Source organism: Marivita sp. S0852 (genome assembly GCF_046591575.1).
In the GTDB taxonomy this organism is placed as follows: Bacteria; Pseudomonadota; Alphaproteobacteria; order Rhodobacterales; family Rhodobacteraceae; genus Marivita.
In genome coordinates this window covers 84,320-104,190 of record NZ_JBIQWA010000006.1, presented here as the reverse complement: position 1 = coordinate 104,190, position 19,871 = coordinate 84,320, and the positions used below count along the sequence as shown (strand labels likewise).

General features: G+C 61.2%; 19 protein-coding genes. 8 read left to right on the top strand and 11 right to left on the bottom strand.

What is annotated here, in order from left to right:
* Positions 1-4 precede the first annotated feature (4 nt).
* Genes ACG74X_RS14625 through ACG74X_RS14595 form a run of 7 tightly spaced genes read right to left on the bottom strand, consistent with a single transcriptional unit; the run spans position 5 to position 5,849 of the window.
* Positions 5-739 carry a GNAT family N-acetyltransferase gene (locus ACG74X_RS14625; protein ID WP_411235787.1) on the bottom strand — a complete coding sequence of 245 codons (735 nt, stop codon included), beginning with the start codon at positions 737-739 and terminating at the stop codon, positions 5-7.
* Positions 736-1,890, bottom strand: coding sequence for an o-succinylbenzoate synthase (gene menC / locus ACG74X_RS14620; RefSeq protein WP_411235785.1), 1,155 nt, complete (start codon positions 1,888-1,890; stop codon positions 736-738). The genes ACG74X_RS14625 and menC overlap by 4 nt, the downstream gene beginning before the upstream one ends.
* Positions 1,891-1,937: 47 nt before the next feature.
* Positions 1,938-2,696: an ABC transporter ATP-binding protein gene (locus ACG74X_RS14615; protein WP_411235783.1), complete on the bottom strand. Its 759-nt coding sequence runs from the start codon at positions 2,694-2,696 to the stop codon at positions 1,938-1,940.
* Entirely contained in the window at positions 2,693-3,427 is a 735-nt protein-coding gene (locus ACG74X_RS14610) for an ABC transporter permease (RefSeq protein ID WP_411235782.1), read from the bottom strand. The genes ACG74X_RS14615 and ACG74X_RS14610 overlap by 4 nt, the downstream gene beginning before the upstream one ends.
* Position 3,428: 1 nt before the next feature.
* Positions 3,429-4,136 carry an ABC transporter permease gene (locus ACG74X_RS14605; protein ID WP_411235781.1) on the bottom strand — a complete coding sequence of 236 codons (708 nt, stop codon included), beginning with the start codon at positions 4,134-4,136 and terminating at the stop codon, positions 3,429-3,431.
* 32 nt (positions 4,137-4,168) lie between these two features.
* Positions 4,169-4,942, bottom strand: coding sequence for an ABC transporter substrate-binding protein (locus ACG74X_RS14600; protein WP_411235779.1), 774 nt, complete (start codon positions 4,940-4,942; stop codon positions 4,169-4,171).
* Between the two features lie 28 nt (positions 4,943-4,970).
* Positions 4,971-5,849: a MurR/RpiR family transcriptional regulator gene (locus ACG74X_RS14595; RefSeq protein ID WP_411235778.1), complete on the bottom strand. Its 879-nt coding sequence runs from the start codon at positions 5,847-5,849 to the stop codon at positions 4,971-4,973.
* A 177-nt stretch (positions 5,850-6,026) separates the two neighbouring features.
* Between ACG74X_RS14595 and ACG74X_RS14590 the strand changes: the two genes are divergently transcribed.
* The gene (locus ACG74X_RS14590) at positions 6,027-6,827 is read left to right on the top strand and encodes a carbon-nitrogen hydrolase family protein (protein WP_411235777.1); all 801 of its coding nucleotides are present in this window, start codon (positions 6,027-6,029) and stop codon (positions 6,825-6,827) included.
* Between the two features lie 24 nt (positions 6,828-6,851).
* A complete protein-coding gene (locus ACG74X_RS14585; protein ID WP_411235776.1) occupies positions 6,852-8,498 on the top strand; it encodes a flavin monoamine oxidase family protein in 1,647 nt (548 codons plus the stop codon).
* Positions 8,499-8,505: 7 nt separating this feature from the next.
* Here ACG74X_RS14585 and ACG74X_RS14580 read toward each other — a convergent pair whose 3' ends face one another.
* The 4 genes from ACG74X_RS14580 to ACG74X_RS14565 all read right to left on the bottom strand — a co-directional run bounded on the left by ACG74X_RS14580 (position 8,506) and on the right by ACG74X_RS14565 (position 12,251).
* Entirely contained in the window at positions 8,506-9,900 is a 1,395-nt protein-coding gene (locus ACG74X_RS14580; RefSeq protein ID WP_411235774.1) for an FAD-dependent oxidoreductase, read from the bottom strand.
* The gene (locus ACG74X_RS14575) at positions 9,887-10,210 is read right to left on the bottom strand and encodes a (2Fe-2S)-binding protein (protein ID WP_411235773.1); all 324 of its coding nucleotides are present in this window, start codon (positions 10,208-10,210) and stop codon (positions 9,887-9,889) included. The genes ACG74X_RS14580 and ACG74X_RS14575 overlap by 14 nt, the downstream gene beginning before the upstream one ends.
* Entirely contained in the window at positions 10,188-11,309 is a 1,122-nt protein-coding gene (locus tag ACG74X_RS14570; RefSeq protein ID WP_411235772.1) for an NAD(P)/FAD-dependent oxidoreductase, read from the bottom strand. Before ACG74X_RS14570 ends, ACG74X_RS14575 begins: the two co-directional genes overlap by 23 nt.
* A gap of 72 nt (positions 11,310-11,381) precedes the next feature.
* A complete protein-coding gene (locus ACG74X_RS14565; protein ID WP_411235771.1) occupies positions 11,382-12,251 on the bottom strand; it encodes a LysR family transcriptional regulator in 870 nt (289 codons plus the stop codon).
* Positions 12,252-12,341: 90 nt separating this feature from the next.
* Here ACG74X_RS14565 and ACG74X_RS14560 point away from each other — a divergent pair, with 90 nt between their 5' ends.
* From ACG74X_RS14560 to ACG74X_RS14535, 6 genes are all read left to right on the top strand, one after another.
* Positions 12,342-13,793, top strand: coding sequence for an aldehyde dehydrogenase family protein (locus ACG74X_RS14560; protein ID WP_411235770.1), 1,452 nt, complete (start codon positions 12,342-12,344; stop codon positions 13,791-13,793).
* Complete coding sequence (locus ACG74X_RS14555; protein ID WP_411235768.1) at positions 13,790-14,800, top strand: membrane dipeptidase; 1,011 nt, start codon at positions 13,790-13,792, stop codon at positions 14,798-14,800. The genes ACG74X_RS14560 and ACG74X_RS14555 overlap by 4 nt, the downstream gene beginning before the upstream one ends.
* 32 nt (positions 14,801-14,832) lie before the next feature.
* Complete coding sequence (locus tag ACG74X_RS14550; protein WP_411235767.1) at positions 14,833-16,392, top strand: BCCT family transporter; 1,560 nt, start codon at positions 14,833-14,835, stop codon at positions 16,390-16,392.
* Positions 16,393-16,460: 68 nt separating this feature from the next.
* The gene (locus ACG74X_RS14545; protein ID WP_411235766.1) at positions 16,461-18,137 is read left to right on the top strand and encodes a hypothetical protein; all 1,677 of its coding nucleotides are present in this window, start codon (positions 16,461-16,463) and stop codon (positions 18,135-18,137) included.
* A complete protein-coding gene (locus ACG74X_RS14540; protein WP_411235765.1) occupies positions 18,134-18,859 on the top strand; it encodes a DUF3726 domain-containing protein in 726 nt (241 codons plus the stop codon). Before ACG74X_RS14545 ends, ACG74X_RS14540 begins: the two co-directional genes overlap by 4 nt.
* Before the next feature lie 77 nt (positions 18,860-18,936).
* The gene (locus ACG74X_RS14535) at positions 18,937-19,842 is read left to right on the top strand and encodes a bestrophin family protein (RefSeq protein ID WP_411235764.1); all 906 of its coding nucleotides are present in this window, start codon (positions 18,937-18,939) and stop codon (positions 19,840-19,842) included.
* Positions 19,843-19,871: the final 29 nt, after the last annotated feature.

Here is a 19,871-nt window from a genome sequence, read left to right as displayed (position 1 = left end):
GCGCTTATGGTCTGGTCAACAGATAGGCACAGCCGTCGGGATCAAATCCGGAAATACGCAAGCCTTTTGCAAAGGCATCGGTCAGAATGGTGCGCACCCGCAGGCGTTCGGCAATCGCTTCTTTCAGGTCGACCGACAGAAGCGTTGCAAAATCCGCCGGGATAGATACCCGCAGATCGGCGGCGTCCCGCGCTTTGGGGTCCGGTGAATAAGACCCCTGCGCACGGCGCACGACATCGGGGGCCGTCAGATCCCATTCGGCCAGCAACCGGTCAGAGGCAACCCCGGCATTGATGCCTTCCATCTTGCCGTAGTAATCGGTGTAATAGGTGGCTGCAGTGGCCCCAAGTCTGTCGATATTCAAGCTGGCATTGATGCGGCGCAGCGGATCATAGGTCCACCGCACGCGGGTTATCCCCCGCTCCAGACACCAATCGCGTTGATACCATTTCAGTTTCCGCCCCAGCCCCAGTCCCTGACTGTCGGGATGCACGGCAAGCCGATGCGAATGCTGCACCTCCGGGCGGCTGGTGGGAAAGCCGAACAAAAAGCCCAGCATCCGGTCCCCGGCAAAGGCACCCGCCACCAATCCGCCTTCATGCTGCAACGCCAGCATGATGTCGGAATTGTCGGCAGGGTCATCCTTGCCCCAGACCTCGCGCTGGAACGCCTCGGAGCGTTTGAGTTCGTCAACCGACTGCAATTCCCGGATGATCAGGCCAGACGCGTCATGGCTCATGGTCTGACCTCCTCGATATGATCGGTGACTGTGTCCAGATAGGCCCGATCCAACGTCACACCAATCCCGGCACCGCTGCCGGGCACCGGCATTTCGCCATTCTCTGCCTCAAGCGGTTCGTTGATGATATCCCGCTGGAAATAGCGACTGGCGCTTGACGTATCGCCGGGTTTGGAGAAATTCGGCAGCGTCGACAGATGAATGTTATGCGCGCGCCCAATACCCGCCTCAAGCATGCCCCCGCACCAGACCGGGGCACCGAACGACGCGCTGACATCATGGATCGCCCGGGCCGCGCCAAAGCCGCCCACCCGACCGACCTTGATGTTGATCACACGGGCCGCGCGCGCCTCCAGCGCCTTGCGGGCATCACTGGGACTGCGGATGCTTTCATCAAGGCAAATGGCGGTTTTCACCGCCGCCTGCACCTGAGCGTGGTCGTGGATGTCGTCAAAGGCCAGCGGCTGTTCAATATAGTCCAGATCAAACGCATCCATCGCCTGCAGGACCGGCAGATCGGCCAGACCGTAATCGGTATTGGCATCCACCGTCAGCTTGATGTCGGGATAGCGCGCCCGCACCGCCTCAAGAAGAGCGATATCATGGCCCTGCGCGATTTTCAGCTTGATGCGTTTGTAGCCATCGGCCAAGGCCGCCTCGATGCGCTCTCGCGTGGTGTCGATGGGCGCGATGCCAAGGCTGACTCCCACATCCACACGGTCCCGGACACCGCCAAGCGCCGCTTTGAGAGGCAGCTCAAGCCGCTTGCACCACAGATCCCAGAACGCCATTTCCACAACCGCCTTGGCCATCCGGTTGCCGCGCCACGGTGCAAGATACCGGTCAAGCTCGGCAGGGGAGCCAAAGCGTTTGCCAAGGATCGACGGCAGCAGCCCATCGCGCAGAAAGGCCATCGCACCGGGGATGGTTTCCTCCAGGTAGTCCGGGGTCGGGTCCATCACCGCTTCGGCCACGCCCTCAAGCCCTTCGCCTTTGAGCACCAAAAGCGGAAAGGTCTTGCAGGTCATCGTGCCGGTCGAGATGACAAAGGGGGTCAGCAAAGGCAGACTGACGATGCGCAGCTCGGCGGCTTCGATCACGATGCTGCCCGCATGGGGCGGGCCAAAGGACATATCGGGGTGGTCTGACATGGGGGGTCACCTGACTTGAGAAAACCGCGCAGGCGCGGTGTGGGGCGTTATTTGACCTTGGCGATAAAGCGCTGGAATTCGGACGTGTTGGGGGTGTTGAACATAACATCCGGCGGGCCGCGTTCCGCGATACGGCCTTCATGCAGGAACACAACTTCGGACGACACATCGCGGGCAAAAGCCATTTCATGGGTCACCACAATCATTGTGCGGCCTTCGGCGGCAAGCGATTGCATCACCTTAAGAACCTCGCCCACCAATTCCGGATCAAGCGCGGATGTCGGCTCGTCAAACAGGATCGCGTCCGGGTCCATCGCCAAAGCCCGTGCAATGGCCACGCGTTGTTGCTGTCCGCCCGAAAGATGCGCGGGATACATCTGCATCCGGTCTTGCAAGCCGACGCGCGTCAGCAACGCTTCGGCCCTGTCACGCGCCTCTGCGCGGGCGATGCGTTTGACCTGAATCGGCCCTTCCATCACGTTTTCCAGAACGGTGCGATGCGTCCACAGGTTGAACTGTTGAAATACCATTCCCAACCGGCTGCGTATGCGTTCGATATGGCGCAGGTTTTGCGGCTTGCCGTTCTTGACCAGCACATCTTCGCCATGCACCGTCACTTTGCCAGAGCTTGGCGTTTCCAGAAAATTCAGGCAGCGCAGAAAGGTCGATTTGCCGGACCCCGATGCGCCAAGGATCGAAATCACATCATGTTGGCGCGCCTCAAGGGAAATCCCCTTGAGCATCTCGACCTCGCCAAAGGATTTGCGAATGTCCTCGGCTTTCAAAACACTGTCCGGTTGGGTCATCCTTGGCCTTCTTTCAGGGGAACCGCCCCCACGCGATTGGCGTGAGGCGCGTCGATATGGCGGCTTAGGCGGTGTTCGATCTGTCGCCAGATCAGAACAAATACCGCCGTGATACACAGGTAAATGACCGCCGCCCAAAGATAGATCGAAAAATCGAACGTTCTTGAAAAGATCTGCCGCGTGCGGCCCATGATATCGAAAACCGTAACCACACTGGCCAACGCGCTGGCCTTCATCAACAAAATCACCTCGTTGCCCAAAGCGGGCCACGCGATCCGGTAGGCATGCGGAAACACCACGCGGCGCAATGTGGTCAGGCGGGTCATGCCAATGGCACGGGCGGCCTCGATCTCGCCCCTGTTCACGCCCATGATCCCGCCGCGCAGGATCTCGGTCTGATAGGCTGTCGAATTCAGCGCAAAGGCCAACAGCGCGCAATTGAACGGATCACGAAAAAAGGTCCACAGCCCCCATTCGGTCAGGATTGGCCGGAACTGGCCAGAGCCGTAATAGATCAGAAACAGCTGTGCGAGGATCGGCGTGCCGCGCATGAACGAGATATAGACCCGCACCGGGACTTGCAGCATCACCGGGGCCTGCACCCGTATCAACGCCAGACCGGGCGACACCAATGCAGCGATCAGCGCCCCCAGAAAGGTCAGCTTGATCGTCATCACCGTGCCATCCAGAAGCCGGGGCCAGTATTCGATCAGAATTTCGATCGGGGTCATCTCAGGCCCTCCGGATGCCGCGATTTGCGCGACGTTCCATGCGGTCAAGCACAAGCTCGGACAGCAGGCACAGCACCCAGTAAATCAGGCAGGCCACAAGGTAAAAGGTGAACGGCTGTTTGGTCACGCCCACCGCAACTTTGGTCATGCGCATAAGATCATCCAGCGCGATAACGGACACCAGCGCGGTATCTTTGAGCATGTTGATCCATAGATTGCCCAGCCCCGGTAAGGCAAAGCGCCACAGCTGCGGCAACTGGATGCGCAAGAAGATCTGCCGCTGGGTCATGCCGATGGCGCGACCCGCCTCGGCCTGACCGGCATCCAGCGAATTGAACGCGCCGCGGATCACCTCTCCGGCAAAGGCCCCAAACACCATGCCAAGCGCAATGACACCGGCTGCAAACGGGCTGAAATTGACCGCGTCGCTGTCGGGGTTCCACCAGCGGATCGCGGAATTGAGCAATAGCCCAACCCCGTTATACACCACAAACAGGGTCAGGATCTCGGGCAGGCCGCGCATGATGGTCGTATAGCCAAAGCCCAGAAACCGCAGCACACCCAGCCGCGACAAGGACAGAAACGCCGCAACGAACCCAAGCGCCAGACCAACCGGCAGCGTGGTGAGGGCAAGCTGCACCGTCATCGCCAGCCCGCGCAGAATCTCGTCCCCCCAACCGGCATCGCCATATGCAAAGAGCTCAAACATCGCTTAGCCTTGTGAATGGAGGGACGGGTGCTTTACTTCATCGTGTAGACGTCGATGTCGAAATATTTGTTGTTGATCTCAAGATAGGTGCCATCCGCGCGCATATCGGCCAGAGCCTGGTTCAGCTTTTCGCGCAGGTCGTCATCCTCCTGCCGCACCGCCATGCCGACGCCCTCGCCTACAAAGGCCGGATCGGTTATCGGCTCACCGGCCAATTCACAGCACGCCCCGTCCTCGGATTTGGTGGTCCACTCCAGCATCGGCAGCATATCCCCCACCTGCAGATCGATACGACCGCTTGCCATGTCCAGATTGACCTCGTCCTGCGTTGGATACAGACGAATGTCCGCATCGGGATAGGTCGCCTCGGCGTAATCCGCCTGTGTGGTGCCCGATTGCGCGCCGATGATCATGCCTGACAGCGCGTCATTGGTGAATTCGGTGATGCCGCTGTCTTTGGGTGTGACATGGGTCATTGCCGCCAGATAATAGGGATCGGTGAAATCGACCTGTTTCTTGCGCTCTTCGGTGATGAACATCGACGCCACGATCACATCGTATTTGTTGGCCAGCAATCCGGGAATGATCCCGTCCCAGTCTTGTGCGACGATGTCACATTCAACCTCAAGGCGCGCGCACAGCTCCATGGCGATATCAACATCGAACCCCGCGATGGTGCCGTCGGATTCGATATAGTTGAACGGAGGGTACGCCCCTTCGGTTCCGATTGTCAGAGTGTCTGCCGCCGACTGCGCGGCCAGCCCCGACGCCAACAGTGTCGCGGCCAGAATGGATGTTGGATTCACGTTTGATCTCCCGTTGAAAATAAATCTGTCATTTCATCACTTGCGCGACCGGATCACCCACATGCCCGGTAAAGCGCCCGAACAGCTGCGAAATCCGCTCAAGGCGGTGGGCGGTCTCTGGACCCAGCTCCATGAAAACGCCGTTGATCAGCAGGTTGCCCAAACTTGCCATCAGCGCGGTGGAATCCCAGAATTGGTTGACCTGCGTGGGCACGGCCAGCATTTCGTCTGTCACCTCGCTGCCCCAGTCACAGAACACATCCGTGATCAAGGTCACCGGCAGACCCGCGGCCTGCGCCTGTTGGGCAAGAACCTTGGCCTGGCGCGAATAGCGACGCGCCTCGAAGATCACCAGACAGCTTGCGGTATCGCTGGCCAGCACTTCGGAAAAATTGCCAGACGCCAGATCCACCAGCGTCACCCGGTCCCGCACATAATGCAGCTGGTTTGCAAAATACTGCGCCAGACCGCGTTCGGTCTGAAACCCGGCAACAAACACCCGGTCGGTCGTGGCCAGCCGTTTGACCACATTCTGCCAGGTCTGCGTTGTCGCCAGTTCATAGACCGACACCAGACCGGCGATTTCCATCTCCATCCCCCGTGCGAGATGGGTTGTGTTGTTCGACGATGTTTTGCGCAGTTCGTTCAGGCGCTCGCTGACCAGCCAAGGGTGATCCCCGACCTGTCCCTTGAGATGCTCTTTCAGATCTCTGAAATTCTCGTACCCGATAGAACGGCAAAAGCGGCCGACCGTGGCTTCGCTGACCTTTACTTTCGACGCGATGCTTGCGGCCGTTTCAAACGGCAGCTCGGTCAGGCTGCTGCTCATATAGCTGGCAATCGCCTTGTCGGCCTTGCTGCCATCGCGCATAGAGTTCGCAAGAAGTGTCTCGATCGGAAGAGGCAAGGCATGGTCCTGACGTCAGATCGCGCCAGCATGTTAGTTTTGTGTCAAATATTCAAGCATTAAATATTTCTTTCATATTGTGCCCAAATAAATCCTTCCTTCAGACCGCAGTCTGCGGCACCAAAATGGCATGTCCCGACGCGGCACAAAGATTGCAAATCTGCGCGAAACCGGCGCATGGTTGGGGAAAAGGACGGTCTTTTGAAACTCGCGCTTTGGCAAACCGCACCGATACACGATCCCGACGCGGCGCTGACGGCTTTGGGTCAAACCGCTCAACGGGCTCGTGCTTTGGGGGCGGACCTGCTGCTTGCGCCGGAAATGACACTGGGCGGTTATAATATTGGCGCGGATCGCTGTCACACTCTGGCCGCGTCCGACGACGCGCTGATCACCGCCGCCGCACGTCTTGCGCAAAAGCACCAGATCGCATTGGCCGTGGGTCTGGCGATCAGAGGACCAGAAGCACCGTTTAACGCGGGTGTTCTGCTGGATGCCACGGGCAAGGAACGGTGCAGATACCACAAAACCCATCTTTACGGCGATGTGGACCGCACACAATTCACCGCAGGCGCGGCCCTGTCGGGTGTGGTTACCCTGAATGGCTGGTCCATCGGACTTGCGATTTGCTATGACATCGAATTTCCCGAACTGGCTCGCGCGCTGGCACTGCAAGGGGCGGATCTGATCCTTGTGCCCACCGCCAACATGATCCCGTTCGACAGCGTCGCCACCCGGCTGGTTCCGGCCCGCGCCGAAGAAAACGCGATCTATGTGGCTTATGCCAATTACATCGGCCGCGAAGGCGCGTTCCATTATGGTGGCCTGTCCTGCATCTGCGGCCCCGACGGTGCCGATCTGGCGCGCGCCCCTGCGGACCAGCCCGATCTGCTGATTGCCGAATTGCGCCATGACGCGCTTGACCGATGCCGCAAACAACAACATCACCTCGCGGATCGCCGCACCGATCTATACTGACGCGCTGATACAAAGGGTGCCTTGATGACCAAAGTTTCTGTGTTCGGGCCGGATTTTCCGTTTGCCTACGATGATTGGATCACCCATCCCAAGGGGCTGGGCCATCTGCCCGACACCGCCCACGGGGCCAGGGTGGCCATTATCGGATCGGGGGCCGCCGGGGTGATTGCGGCTTATGAATTGATGAAACTGGGGGCCAGACCGGTTGTGTTCGAGGCGGGCCAGTTTGGCGGCCGCCTGCGGTCGCAGGCGTTTCAAGGCGCAGAAGGCGTCATTGCCGAACTTGGCGGCATGCGGTTTCCGGTCTCGTCCACCGGGTTTTACAGATATGTCGATATGCTGGGCATCCAAAGCAAACCCTTTCCAAACCCACTGACCAAAGCCGCCGGATCAACCGTCATAGACCTGCTGGGCAAAACCCATTACGCCGAAACGCTGGCAGACCTGCCTGTGCTGTTTCACGAGGTCGCCAGGGCCTATGACCGCGCGCTGGAAGACGGGGCAAATTTCGCTGCCTTGAAAGAGGCGATCCGCCTGCGCGACAAGGCCCGGATCAAGGACATCTGGAACCCGATCGTAGCCCAGTGGGATGAACGCACCTTCTATGATTTCGTCGCTTCCTCCGCCGCGTTTCAGGCGCTGTCCTTTCACCACCGCGAGGTGTTCGGGCAGGTCGGGTTCGGCACAGGCGGGTGGGATTCCGATTTTCCCAATTCCATGCTGGAAATCCTGCGGGTGAACGTCACCGAATGTGACGACCATCAACGCTATATGGTCGGCGGTGTCGGTCAGGTGCCCCACAAACTCTGGACCCACGCGCCCGAGGCTCTTGTGCATTGGCCTGTTGGCACAACCCTATCCAAACTCCATCACGGCGCAACCCGCGCCGGGGTCACGCGGATCAGGCGGCAAAACGGCAGACTGGAAGTCACCGATCAATGGCACCGGGCCGAAACATTCGATGCCGTTCTGGTCACCTGTCAAAGCCACTTGCTGTCCACGGTGATCGAAACTCAGGAATCCCTGTTCTCGCATGATCTGTGGATGGCGCTGGACCGGACCCGCTATATGCAATCGGCCAAGACCTTTGTGATGGTGGATCGGCCGTTCTGGAAAGACAAAGACCCCGAAACCGGACGCGATGTGATGTCGATGACCCTGACCGACCGCATGACGCGCGGCACCTACCTGTTTGACAACGGGCCGGACAAACCGTCTGTCATCTGTTTAAGTTATTCGTGGATGACCGACGCTCTCAAGGTGTTGCCGCTGCCGGTGGAAAAACGCGTGAACCTGGCGCTGTCGTCGCTGGCGCAAATCTATCCCAAGGTTGACATCCGGTCACATATTCTGGGCGATCCTATCACCATCAGCTGGGAAGACGACCCCAACTTCCTGGGGGCCTTCAAAGGCGCGCTGCCGGGGCATTACCGCTACAATCACCGGATGTTCGGCCATTTCATGCAAGACACCCTGCCGCCCCATGAACGCGGGATATTCATGGCCGGTGACGGTGTCAGCTGGACACCGGCATGGGTCGAAGGGGCGGTCCAGACCTCTTTGAATGCCGTGGCCGGGATCATCCGGCATCTGGGCGGTGGCTTTCATGCGGAAAACCCGTCGCCCTGCGACGCCTATCCCGAATGGGGACCGGTCGCATTGCCAGAGTGATCCTGGCTCAGCCAGGCGGCGCCTGATCCGGGGCCAGCGCCGCCAATTCGCCAAGCGTCACCGGCTTGATCGGCGTGCGCGCCCGCGGCGCGGCGATGGGCTGCGCCTCTCCTGCCCCGCTGGCGCTCAGGATACCGCGCACGGTGGCATCGCACATCCGGCCCTGACACGGGCCCATGCCAATCCGCAGCGATGTCTTGACCTGCCGGTAACCGGTCGCCCCCTCTTGCAGGCTCTGTCGCAAATCCCCGGCGGTTTTGCTTTCGCATCGGCAAATGATGGTGTCATCGGCGGGCGACAGGATCTCGGTGGGGGGCGCATAGGCCGCATCCAGAAAGGGGCGGATGGCACGAAACCGCGCCAACCTGCCCCGCGCGTCAGAGGCCCGCTGCAGGCGCGCATCCGCAGTGATCCGCCCCAGGTGATATAGGATGTTCAACGCAGCCAGCTCACCGGATGCCGCAGCCGCCTCGGCCCCGCCGATCCCCGCGCCATCCCCGGCCACATGCAGACCGGCCACCGCCGTGCCGCCCCACGCATCGGTGACCGGCTGATACGCCCTCTGCGCCGGGTTCCAGACATGCGGTATTCCCACGGACCGGCTCATATGGGTTGACGGGATGACACCCTGATGCACCAGCAAAAGCGCCGCCGTCAGGGTCGCGTCGCGGCCCTTATGACGATAGGCGATCGCAAGCAGGCCCGCCGCGTCCGCCTCCGCCCTGATCTGTTTGACCCCGGTCAATCGCGGCACTCTGGCCGCGCGGATCTTTCGCAAGAGGCCAAGCCCTTTCAACAGGGTCGGAAGGCCAAGCAACGCCTTTGGCAGATACGGCACCGCCCGCAACATGCTGCCCGGCGTCTGCGTTTCAAGCACGGCCTTGGGCGGCGATCCTGCGTCGATCATCTGGGCTGCAACCAGATACAACAATGGACCAGACCCCGCCAATACCGCGTCTTTGGGCATCATACCGGCCGATTTCATCAAAATCTGCGCCGCGCCAACCGACATCACACCCGGCACTGTCCAGCCCGGAAACGGCACCGGGCGCTCTTGGGCACCGCTGGCCAAAAGCACATGCGGTGCGGTGGCAACATGGCTGACACCGGCCTGCGACCAGATCACGCGCGGCCCTGCCTGCTCCACGCGCCAGACCGTCGCGCCGAACTGCGCGGTGATGCCGGGATGATCCAGCGCTGCCACAAAGCGATGACCGGCCCCGTACTCTGCGCCCAGCCAGTCGGTCGCGCCCCGCTGTTGGCCAACATCACGGTAAATCTGCCCCCCGGCGCGCGGCTGTTCATCCAGCAACAGCACCCGAAGGCCGCCCTCTGCCGCGATGGCCGCCGCAGACATGCCAGCCGGGCCCGCGCCGATCACAATCAGATCAAACCGTGTCATCGCCCCCCCCGGAAATGCCCCGCAGGCCACTTTGGCGGGTCACGACCATCCCCTCGCGCACAGGCGTCATGCAGGCCTGCGTGTTGGGCAGGCCGTCCACCTCGACCAGACAGTCAAAGCACACGCCCATCATGCAATAGGGTGCCCGCCCCTGCCCCTCGCGGGTGTGCCGGGTCGCGGCCCCCGACTGCGCCAGCAACGCCGCCGCAACAGAAATTCCGGGCGAAGTGGTCACGCTCTCACCATCAATGGTGATCTCCACCCCGCTGTCCTCTGGGGAGGGGGTGCTAAACCGCGAAGCGATGGTCATCAAAGGCCTCCAGATCCGGTGCGTTTGAGGTTTCGTCGATCCAATCCGTCAACAGCGAGCCATGCAAAGAGGCCAGCGTCACACCGCTGTGACAGGTCACAAGATAGGCACCCGCATGGTCCCGCGACCGGGCATATACCGGGTATCCGTCCGGCGACATCACTCGCAGCGCGCCCCAGGCCCGCACCACCCGCACATCGGCAAGCGCGGGAAACACCTGCACAGCATGGCGCGCCAGCCCGGCCATGACGTCCAGTGTTTCGCTGTCATCCAGTCCCACATCTGCCTTGGTGCCGCCGATCTGCACGCCGCCTTCATCCACCTGCCGGATCGTGCTGGACAGGAACGGGAGCCGGTCCCTGATCTTTTCGGTGATCAACAATTCTCCGCGTTGCGGGCGGATTTCGGTTCGAAACCCAAGATCCGCCGCCAGTGTCATCGCGCCCAACCCGGCGCAAAGCACAACCCGCTCCGTGCCTAGGCTGTCCCCGTTTGCCAGCCTCAGATCAAACCCGCCCCCGGACACTGCGGTGATCCCGGTGACATGCGCCTCCGACACCACCTGCGCGCCCAATGCGGTCACCGCGATGCGCAGCGCGCGCAGCAGACGCAGCGGGTTCACATGCCCGTCAAGCTGCGAAAACGTGGCCCCCACAACATCCGGCCCGATGCCGGGGATCTCTCGGCGCAGTTCGTCGCCGCTCAGGATGTCGTGGCTGAAACGGTTGCCCACAATGTCCTGCTGGCGCGCCAGCATGCCGGCAAATTCGTCCATCTCGGCCTTGTCGGTGAAAAACTCATACCCGCCCGATTGATCAAGCGACACGTCAATGCCCGACACCCGCTGCAGCCTATCGGCAAAATCCGGCCAGGCGGTCAGGGCGTCGCTTGTCCATTTGGCATAGGGCGGGAAATCCCATCCTTTGCCCTGCCCCCAGACCAATCCGAAATTGCCCTGAGACGCCCGCGCATCGCCATCGGCACCGTCCAGAATCCGCACGTTGTGCCCGGCCTGCAACAGCCCCATTGCGACAGACAGGCCCACAACGCCGCCCCCGATAATGGTGATGTCCGGTTGAGTGTCTGACAGATGATTCATGTCCGCTATGTAGCGCAAAGCCCGCAGCCGGTACATCGTCGTGACAATCCGTCGGATGCCCGGCCGGACCGGCTAGCGCGCCAAAAGCGACCAGAATGCCAGAACCGGACCGCGCATCGGCGTTTGTCCGGACCTGACCTTGCGCAATTGCCGCTGGCTGACCGATTGGGCCGGGACAAAGAACTCCACCCCATCGGGTTGGTTGCGGACCGCGTCAAAGGGCAGAATGCTGGCACCGAACCCGCGCCGCACAAAAGACAGTATGGCCGTTGTGTTGCGTGCCTCCAGCGTGCTGGCCGGACGCATGGCCGTGACAACCGGATCATCGACAAGGTCACACAGCGGATTGGCGATCAACGGCTCAAGACGCAGCAGCCCCCAATCGGACGCGCCCTGTGCAGTAAGATGCGCCCGGTGAATCGGTCCACCTTCGGCACAGACAATCCCAAGATCATCAGACAGGATAGACTCGCCTTCCATTGGCGCGTCGGGTTGGGCCGAAACAATACCGATATCGGCCTCGTCACGCTGCACACGCCGTCGCACGGCTGCGGTGTCGACATCACTGATTTCGATGCGCACCTCCGGGTGGCTGATCCGGAAGGCCTCGATCACATCCGGCAAAAGGGCGACCGTGGCCGAGGGCACAGCAGCGATGCGCACAATGCCCGCGGTTGACATCGCGTGACGGCGGATCGCGTCGACGCTTTTGTCAAACACCTCCGTTGCGCGTTGGCTGTCCTCCAGAACAAGCTGGCCCAACGGGGTCAGCCGGTTTTTCCGATCCGTCTCGAACAGGGGCGCGCCAATGGTCTCTTCCAGCTGCGCGAGCATCATCGACACCGCCGAGGGCGTCCGCCCCAGAACCGCCGCCGCACCGGACAGGGTGCCTTGCCCGGCGACCACCACAAACGTCCGGAGCATTTCAAGTTTGATCGACATTCAGAAAACCTGAAGAAACTTTCAGCTGATTCAGAATGACTGAATTTACGCCCTTCGTCTAGACTGGAGGCGTAAAAACAGGAGACATCCATGACGGATCGCACGCAACTTTATATTGACGGCGCGTGGACAGACGGTGCCACACAGGTTGAAAACCGCAACCCGTCGGACACCTCGGATCTGATCGGGATGTATGCCCAGGCCGACGCGGGCCAGCTTGACATGGCCCTGGCCGCCGCGCGCCGCGCGCAACCTGCCTGGTGGGCGGCTGGCATCCAGAAACGCCACGATGTTCTGATGGCGATTGGCACCGAATTGATGCAGCGCGCCGAAGAGATTGGCCGCCTGCTGTCGCGTGAAGAGGGCAAGCCGCTGGCCGAAGGCAAGGGCGAGGTGTATCGCGCCGGGCAGTTCTTTACCTACTTTGCCGGAGAGGTTCTGCGCCAGCACGGCGATCTGGCAGAAAGCGTCCGCCCCGGTATCGAGATTGACGTGCGCCGCGAACCGGTGGGCGTGGTGGCGATCATCAGCCCCTGGAACTTCCCTGTCGCAACGCCCGCCTGGAAAATTGCGCCTGCGTTGGCCTTTGGCAACGCGGTTGTGTGGAAACCCGCCAATGTCACGCCGGCCAGCGCGATTGCCCTGACCGATATCATCACGCGTCAGGACATCCCCAAAGGTCTGTTCAATCTGGTCGCAGGCCCCGGTCGTGACGTGGGTCAGCGCCTTGTGGAAAGCGCACAGGTGGACGCGATCAGCTTCACTGGCTCGGTTCCGGTCGGGCGCGGCATTGCGGCCGCAGCGGTGCAGAACATGACCAAGGTGCAGATGGAGATGGGGTCCAAGAACCCGCTGATCGTGATGGACGATTGCGATCTGGATCTGGCTGTGGCCCATGCGGCCGGATCGGCCTTTGGCGGCACGGGCCAGAAATGCACCGCTGCCAGCCGCCTCATTGTGCATTCCGCCGTGCATGACGCCTTTGTCGAAAAGCTGGTCGCGGCGGCCAAAACAATGAAGGTGGGCCACGCGCTTGCGGACGGCACACAGCTTGGCCCGGTGGTCAGCGAAACCCAGTTGAAACAAAACCTCGACTATATCGACATCGGCAAAGCAGAAGGCGCAGAGTTGCTGTGCGGTGGCGACCGTTTGGAGATGCCGACCGAGGGCTATTACATGGCCCCCGCCGTCTTTGCCGACACCCGCAACGACATGCAGATCAACCGCGAAGAAATGTTCGCCCCCATCACCGCCGTGCAACGCGTCGGCAGCTACGACGAGGCGCTTTCGGTCGCCAATGACACGCAGTTCGGCCTGACCGCTGGCATCATGACCACCTCACTGGCCCGCGCCAGCCACTTCCGCGCCAATATGCGCGCAGGCACCGTCATGGTGAACCTGCCCACCGCAGGCACCGATTATCACGTCCCCTTCGGCGGGCGCGGCGCATCCAGCTTTGGTCCCCGCGAACAGGGCAGCTATGCGGCGGAATTCTATACCACGGTCAAAACCGCCTATGTATCCGCAGGTGAACCCAAATGACCTATCTGATCGACGGTCTGCAATACGCCAACTGGTCGGAAAAGATCTTTCGCCAGATGCGCGAGGGCGGCGTGGATGCGGTGCATGTGACCATCACCTATCACGAGACGTTCCGCGAAACCGTGCTGGTCATGGAGCAGTGGAACCGCTGGTTTGAAAAACACCCCGATCTGATCTTTCAGGGCCGCACCGCCAACGATGTGCGCATTGCCCGCGAAACCGGGCGCACCGCGATCTTTTTCGGCTCGCAAAACCCGTCCTGCATCGAGGATGACATCGGGCTTGTCGAAATCCTGCACACGCTCGGCCTGCGCTTTATGCAGCTGACCTATAACAACCAATCCTTGCTGGCGTCAGGCTGTTACGAAAAGGACGACACCGGCCTGACCCGCATGGGCAAACAGGTTGTGACCGAAATGAACCGCGTGGGGCTTGTGGTCGACATGAGCCATTCCGGTGAACGCTCTACTTTTGAAGCGATCGAACACTCCACCCGCCCCATCACCATCAGCCACGCCAATCCCGCCAGCTGGCACGCGGCGCTGCGCAACAAATCCGACGATCTGCTGCGCGCGCTTGGGGCGTCGGGCGGGTTTCTGGGCCTGTCTGCCTATCCGCACCACCTCAGGGACGGCGGAAATTGCACGTTGCAATCGTGGTGCGATATGGCCGCGCTGGCTGTTGATCTGGTCGGGCCAACCAACGTCGGCATCGGCACCGATCTGTGCCAGGACCAGCCCGACAGCATCGTGGAATGGATGCGCGTGGGCCGCTGGAGCAAGACCATCGACTATGGCGAAGGCTCGGCGGACAACGCGGGCTTCCCGCCGATGCCGACATGGTTCAACGACAACCGCGATCTGGCGGGCATCCGCGCGGGCCTGCGGGCGGCAGGTCTGGACGCGGCCACGACAGATGGCGTGATGGGCGACAACTGGTTTGCCTTTTTCGACAAGAGCTTTGGCGCGCAGACAGCGCCCAAAAACATTCAAAGTGCCGCCGAATAGGCCGTGCTTCATCGCTTATGGGAGGATTTGAAATGAGCGACACGACCAAGACACCCGGTCTGTTCTCTGGCGGCACCGACAAGGCGCTTTTTGCCATCACGGGCGGCTTTATTGCGCTGTTCTGTGCCTATGCATTTTTCGACATCGACGGGCTGTCCACGCTTGTCGACAACAGTTTTGCGGTCTCGGCCAAGTATTTCGGGCTGTATTGGCAAATCCTTTTGCTGGCCACCTTTCTGATCGGTCTGGTGCTGTGCGTTCTGCCCGGATCGAAAACCCGGATGGGCGGATTGAGCCTGCCCGAATTCAGCACCTTCAGCTGGGCGTCGATGATCATGTGCACCCTGCTGGCAGGTGGCGGCGTGTTCTGGGCCGCCGGAGAGCCGATTGCCCATTTCCTGTCACCCCCGCCGGTGTTCGGCGATCTGGGCGATGACGTGCAGGCACAGGCCCATGCCGCCCTGGCCCAAAGCTATCTGCATTGGGGCTTTCTGGCCTGGGCGATCCTTGGGTCGCTGACCACGGTCATGCTGATGCATTACCACTATGACAAGGGCTTGCCACTCGCACCGCGCACATTGCTTTACCCGCTGTTCGGGGATCGCGCGCTGACCGGGCCGATTGGCGTGATTGCTGACGCGTCGTGCATCATTGCCGTGGTTGCGGGCACGGTCGGACCGATTGGTTTTCTTGGCTTGCAGATGTCTTACGGCCTCAATGAACTGACCGGCATTCCCGATACGTTCACCACACAGGCCATCGCCATTCTAGCACTTGTCTGCGTCTATGTCATCTCGGCCATCACCGGTCTGTCCAAAGGCATCAAGATCCTGTCGCAGATCAATGTGATCCTGGCCGTTGTGCTGTTGGCGTTCATGCTGATCGCAGGCCCCACAACCGACATCTTCGCGGGCTTTTTCGGCGGCATGCAGGTTTATGCCACGCATTTCTTTGACATGGCGATGTATCGCGGCGATGCGGGGCTGTTTGGCGATGCCGGCTGGCTGGGCTGGTGGACGGTGTTTTTCTGGGGTTGGTTCATGGGCTATGGCCCGTTGATGGCGGTGTTCATTGCCCGCATCAGCCGCGGCCGGTCGATCCGTCAGATCATTCTGACATTGTCGATCATGGCCCCGCTGATCACCAACTTCTGGTTCACCATCATCGGCGGATCGGGAATTTTCTTTGAAATCGCGCAGCCGGGTGTCATTTCCGGCCCGTTCGAGGGCTTTAACCTGCCTGCGGGCCTTTTGGCGATCACCCAGGCGATGCCCATGGGTCTGATCCTGTCGGGTCTGTTTCTGGTGCTGACCATGTGTTTCGTGGCCACCACCAGCGATTCCATGAGCTATGTGATCTCGACCACCATGACTTCGGGGGAACCCTCAACCGCGATCCGCGCGTTCTGGGGGCTGGCCATGGGTGTGATGGCGTTGATCCTGATCTCGACCGGGGCGGGCGGTATCGGCAAACTGCAAAGCTTTATCGTGGTGACAGCCGTGCCGGTGTCCCTGATCCTGCTGCCGTCGGTGTGGGACGCGTTGCGCATCACACTGATGCTGGGACGCGCGCCCAAGACGGCGTCGGCCTGAACCGGCATATGTGGCGCGCCTGTGCCGCGCCGCATGAACCACAGCCTGCATTTTTGGGAGGACTTGCGATGTCTGTCACCACACAAAGCCCAGACCGGGACACCGCCCGCTACAGACGTCCCGCATCAGAGGTGATGCGCCTTGCCCGCATGGGCAGCGGCCACCCCACGCGCCTGTCCTTTCTGCGGGTGCTGTTGCGCAGGCTTCGGCAATCCGACTGGCAGATCGACCGCCCGGTATGGGAGGTTGACGCCAACGGCGTGGGCCACGGCGTTTACCGCGTCAAAGGCGCAGAGCGCACCTACAGCCTTGTCGCCTTTGCCCATGATCTGCCCCCGCAGATGCGGTCGGATCGGGTGATCGCAACCGCCTGGGACGCAACATTTACCCTGTTCGACGGAGATCCGACACCCGACGACATCGCCCGCCTGGCACAAAACGTCCCCTATCAGGAAGCGGGCCGCATCAGCACCAATGAACTGACACTGGCGCGCGCGAACCGGTCTGTGCGGCTGTTTGAGCATGTCGTCACCGCCCTGTCCCAGGGCCGCCAGCCCGACCCGGACGAAATCGCGGCGGTGGGCTATCTCATGCGCACAACCGCCGTTTACGGATCGGGAAAATTCGGGGCCTCTGACCGCACCGACATCGCCGAACGCCCCGAGCTTGCCGCGCCGTTTCAGGTCGAAATGCTCACCGTTTGGCTGATCCGGGCGTTCACCGTGGATATCGTCGAACATATGGCCGCCGTCAAAGGCGGCGACCGCGCGGTCAAGCTTGACCGCGACACGCGGCGCAATCTGGGGGTCGGCAATTCAACCGGCCTTGGCATGGCCCCGTTTCTGGTGCGCCATCCGGTCTTGCTCAACAATTGGATGATGGCGCGCGAAGAGGCTCTGGCGCGTGTGCGGGCGCAGCCAAAGGCCAGCGCAGATGCCGTGGCCGACCTGCATCGGACAGTGCACGCCTTCGTGCAAAACGCAGATGTCTGGCACTCGGATCATCCCGTACAGCTGCGCAAACTGCACGATCTGCACCGGGATCTCGCCTTGATCGGCACCCACCTCAAGACATGGGACAATACGGGCGACCACCCATGGGATGCGCTTTGGAGATGGGGCAGCGACACGCTGACCTATGAAGGCCAGGAGGCGCTTTTGACGCTGATGCTGGAACCTCATGGCGCGTTGATTGACGATCTGGCCGATCACATGGGGGCCGATGAAGCGGCCAGTTTCCGGCTCAACGGTGCAATGAAAATCCGGGACCTGCGCCATATCCTGGAAACCGACTACGCCTGGGCGCTGTCGATTGATTTCAGCACACCAGAGAATGTCGCGCGGTTTTGGTACGTGTCGGAGGAAAAGCTTGAACCGCGTCTGGGCGAACGCGCCACAGAAGAGGGTGCGACGCTGGAACAACCCTTGTGCATCGCGCGGCTGATCAGTGAACTGTATGAGGTGATCAAGGGGTATGACGCCACCACACCGGTCGCGGCGCTGCTTTTGGCGCATCCAGAGCACCGCTACGCCGTGCGCCGCGCCCAGATCGCACAGCATCATCCCTATGCCGAAGTGCGCGACAATCTGATTGCCGCCGATATGCTGCCGATTGATCTGCTGCGCTGCAAGCTGGCGTTCTTTGGGGCCAGCCAATTTGACCCGCGCTCTGACCGCTGGGTGCGGATCAACCTGTTTGCCGGTGCCCCTTTTCCGGATGAAATCCAGCAGGAGCGCGGACAATGACGCGCGCGCCTCTTGACCAGACACGCGGCGAAACCATGCCGTTTTTTCAGGACGGCCAGACCGCCCAATTGTCGTGCAACGAGGTGGCATCGCTCTGCATGAAAGCCGCGCGCGGCGCGGGCATGAGCTGGGGCATGGCCGAAGAGGCTGGCTTTGCCGCGTCTTGGTTGGTGTCGCACGGCATCGACGGCCCGACCCATCTATGTGCCCATCTCAAGCGCGCCGATGGCCGCGACTGGGCCGATCTGTGCCCCACAATCACGCCCGGAACATGGCAAAACAGCAAGGGCAACCCCCTGTGCCCCATCATTCTGGGTGCAACGCTGTGCGATTACGCAGCCCTTCCCGAAGGACCGGTCGCGGGGTGTAGGATTGCGCTTGGCCCTGTTGCCGCGCCGATCCTGCTTGTGCCGTTCCTGACCCATATCGCCGAAACCCGGGATCTGGTGCTGGACCTCACCTGGCCGGGCGGCACTCTGGTGATCGACCCTGACAAAGACTGCCTTGCCACGGCCGAACCCAGCCTGTCTGACGCGGCCGAACCGCTGACGCTGGCTGTCAGAACCGCCGCGCCGCATCGCTCTGGCACGGTCACGCGGCCCAATGCGCACACAACCGCGCAGACCATCGCAGCGCTCAACACATTTGCCATGCGCACCACCGTGCCCGCCACCGAAGCGTCGCGCGCAGGGGCCGGGTCCGCGCTCAGCGACAATGATTGACACCGCCCATCCCGGCGACCGTTCTTGCACTCCGGAGCAGAGCCGCTACTGATTGGCTGCGGCACAGGAGACAGGCAATGATTGTCAAAGAACAGCCCTCGGGATGGACCCTGTTTTTCGAAATGCAGGGGTCAGTGGTGCCTCAGATCATTGGCAAGATTGTGGGCTTTACCGCCTTTTCCGTCGCGGTCATGTTTTTGGACGATGTGGTGGCGTTTGTCCCAAGCGTTTCGCTCACCGCGATGAGCGTGTTCGGGATAGCGCTTTCGCTGTTTTTGGGGTTCCGCAACAACGCCGCCTATGAACGCTGGTGGGAAGGCCGCAAGCTTTGGGGCGGCATCATTTCCGAAATCCGGAATCTCGCCAAAATCTGTGACATGTTCGTGCCCGACATGGCACCACGCAAAACCATTCTGGATGCCGCCGTGGCCTTTGCCCATTTTCACCGCGGCACGCTGCGCCGCGTTGATGTCACCAAAGATGCCGCGCCTTGGATCGGTGCCGAATCCGCCGCGCAACTGGCTGGCAAAACAAACAGCGCAGACGCCGCGCTGCGCACGATCTCTGAAACCGTAAGACAGCTGCAGGCCAAGGACCAGATCACCGGGTTCGCCCAGCTCGCGTTTGCGAAAATCATCCTGTCGCTGGGGCGGCATCAGGCCGGGTGCGAACGCATCGCCTCAACGCCGCTGCCCTTTGTCTATTCCCTGCTGATCCGGCGCACGACCTATCTGTATTGTCTGTTGCTGCCCTTTGCCCTTCTCGAAGCAGCAGGTCCGTTTGTGCCGTTCTTCGTGGCGGTGGTGGCCTATGTGTTCTTTGGCCTGCAAGCTGTGACAAATGAATTGGAACACCCCTTCCGCGCCATCAAGAACGGCCTTCCGCTCGACGCCATGTGCCGGCTGATCGAGGTGTCGGCCGCCGAAGCAACAGACCGCACCCCGCCCCCGGCCTTGTCCGCGACAGACCATGTCCTGACCTGATGGCGCGGTACGGGTTGCCGGTCCATGTT

Coding starts and splice junctions, on each gene's coding strand:
- ACG74X_RS14560 (WP_411235770.1), top strand. CDS start 12,342: ATGACGGATCGCACGCAACTTTATATTGACGGCGCGTGGACAGACGGT.
- ACG74X_RS14585 (WP_411235776.1), top strand. CDS start 6,852: ATGACCAAAGTTTCTGTGTTCGGGCCGGATTTTCCGTTTGCCTACGAT.
- ACG74X_RS14615 (WP_411235783.1), bottom strand. CDS start 2,696: ATGACCCAACCGGACAGTGTTTTGAAAGCCGAGGACATTCGCAAATCC.
- ACG74X_RS14605 (WP_411235781.1), bottom strand. CDS start 4,136: ATGTTTGAGCTCTTTGCATATGGCGATGCCGGTTGGGGGGACGAGATT.
- ACG74X_RS14550 (WP_411235767.1), top strand. CDS start 14,833: ATGAGCGACACGACCAAGACACCCGGTCTGTTCTCTGGCGGCACCGAC.
- ACG74X_RS14570 (WP_411235772.1), bottom strand. CDS start 11,309: ATGAATCATCTGTCAGACACTCAACCGGACATCACCATTATCGGGGGC.
- ACG74X_RS14625 (WP_411235787.1), bottom strand. CDS start 739: ATGAGCCATGACGCGTCTGGCCTGATCATCCGGGAATTGCAGTCGGTT.
- ACG74X_RS14580 (WP_411235774.1), bottom strand. CDS start 9,900: ATGACACGGTTTGATCTGATTGTGATCGGCGCGGGCCCGGCTGGCATG.
- ACG74X_RS14555 (WP_411235768.1), top strand. CDS start 13,790: ATGACCTATCTGATCGACGGTCTGCAATACGCCAACTGGTCGGAAAAG.
- ACG74X_RS14590 (WP_411235777.1), top strand. CDS start 6,027: ATGGTTGGGGAAAAGGACGGTCTTTTGAAACTCGCGCTTTGGCAAACC.
- ACG74X_RS14545 (WP_411235766.1), top strand. CDS start 16,461: ATGTCTGTCACCACACAAAGCCCAGACCGGGACACCGCCCGCTACAGA.
- menC (WP_411235785.1), bottom strand. CDS start 1,890: ATGTCAGACCACCCCGATATGTCCTTTGGCCCGCCCCATGCGGGCAGC.
- ACG74X_RS14575 (WP_411235773.1), bottom strand. CDS start 10,210: ATGACCATCGCTTCGCGGTTTAGCACCCCCTCCCCAGAGGACAGCGGG.
- ACG74X_RS14565 (WP_411235771.1), bottom strand. CDS start 12,251: ATGTCGATCAAACTTGAAATGCTCCGGACGTTTGTGGTGGTCGCCGGG.
- ACG74X_RS14540 (WP_411235765.1), top strand. CDS start 18,134: ATGACGCGCGCGCCTCTTGACCAGACACGCGGCGAAACCATGCCGTTT.
- ACG74X_RS14610 (WP_411235782.1), bottom strand. CDS start 3,427: ATGACCCCGATCGAAATTCTGATCGAATACTGGCCCCGGCTTCTGGAT.
- ACG74X_RS14535 (WP_411235764.1), top strand. CDS start 18,937: ATGATTGTCAAAGAACAGCCCTCGGGATGGACCCTGTTTTTCGAAATG.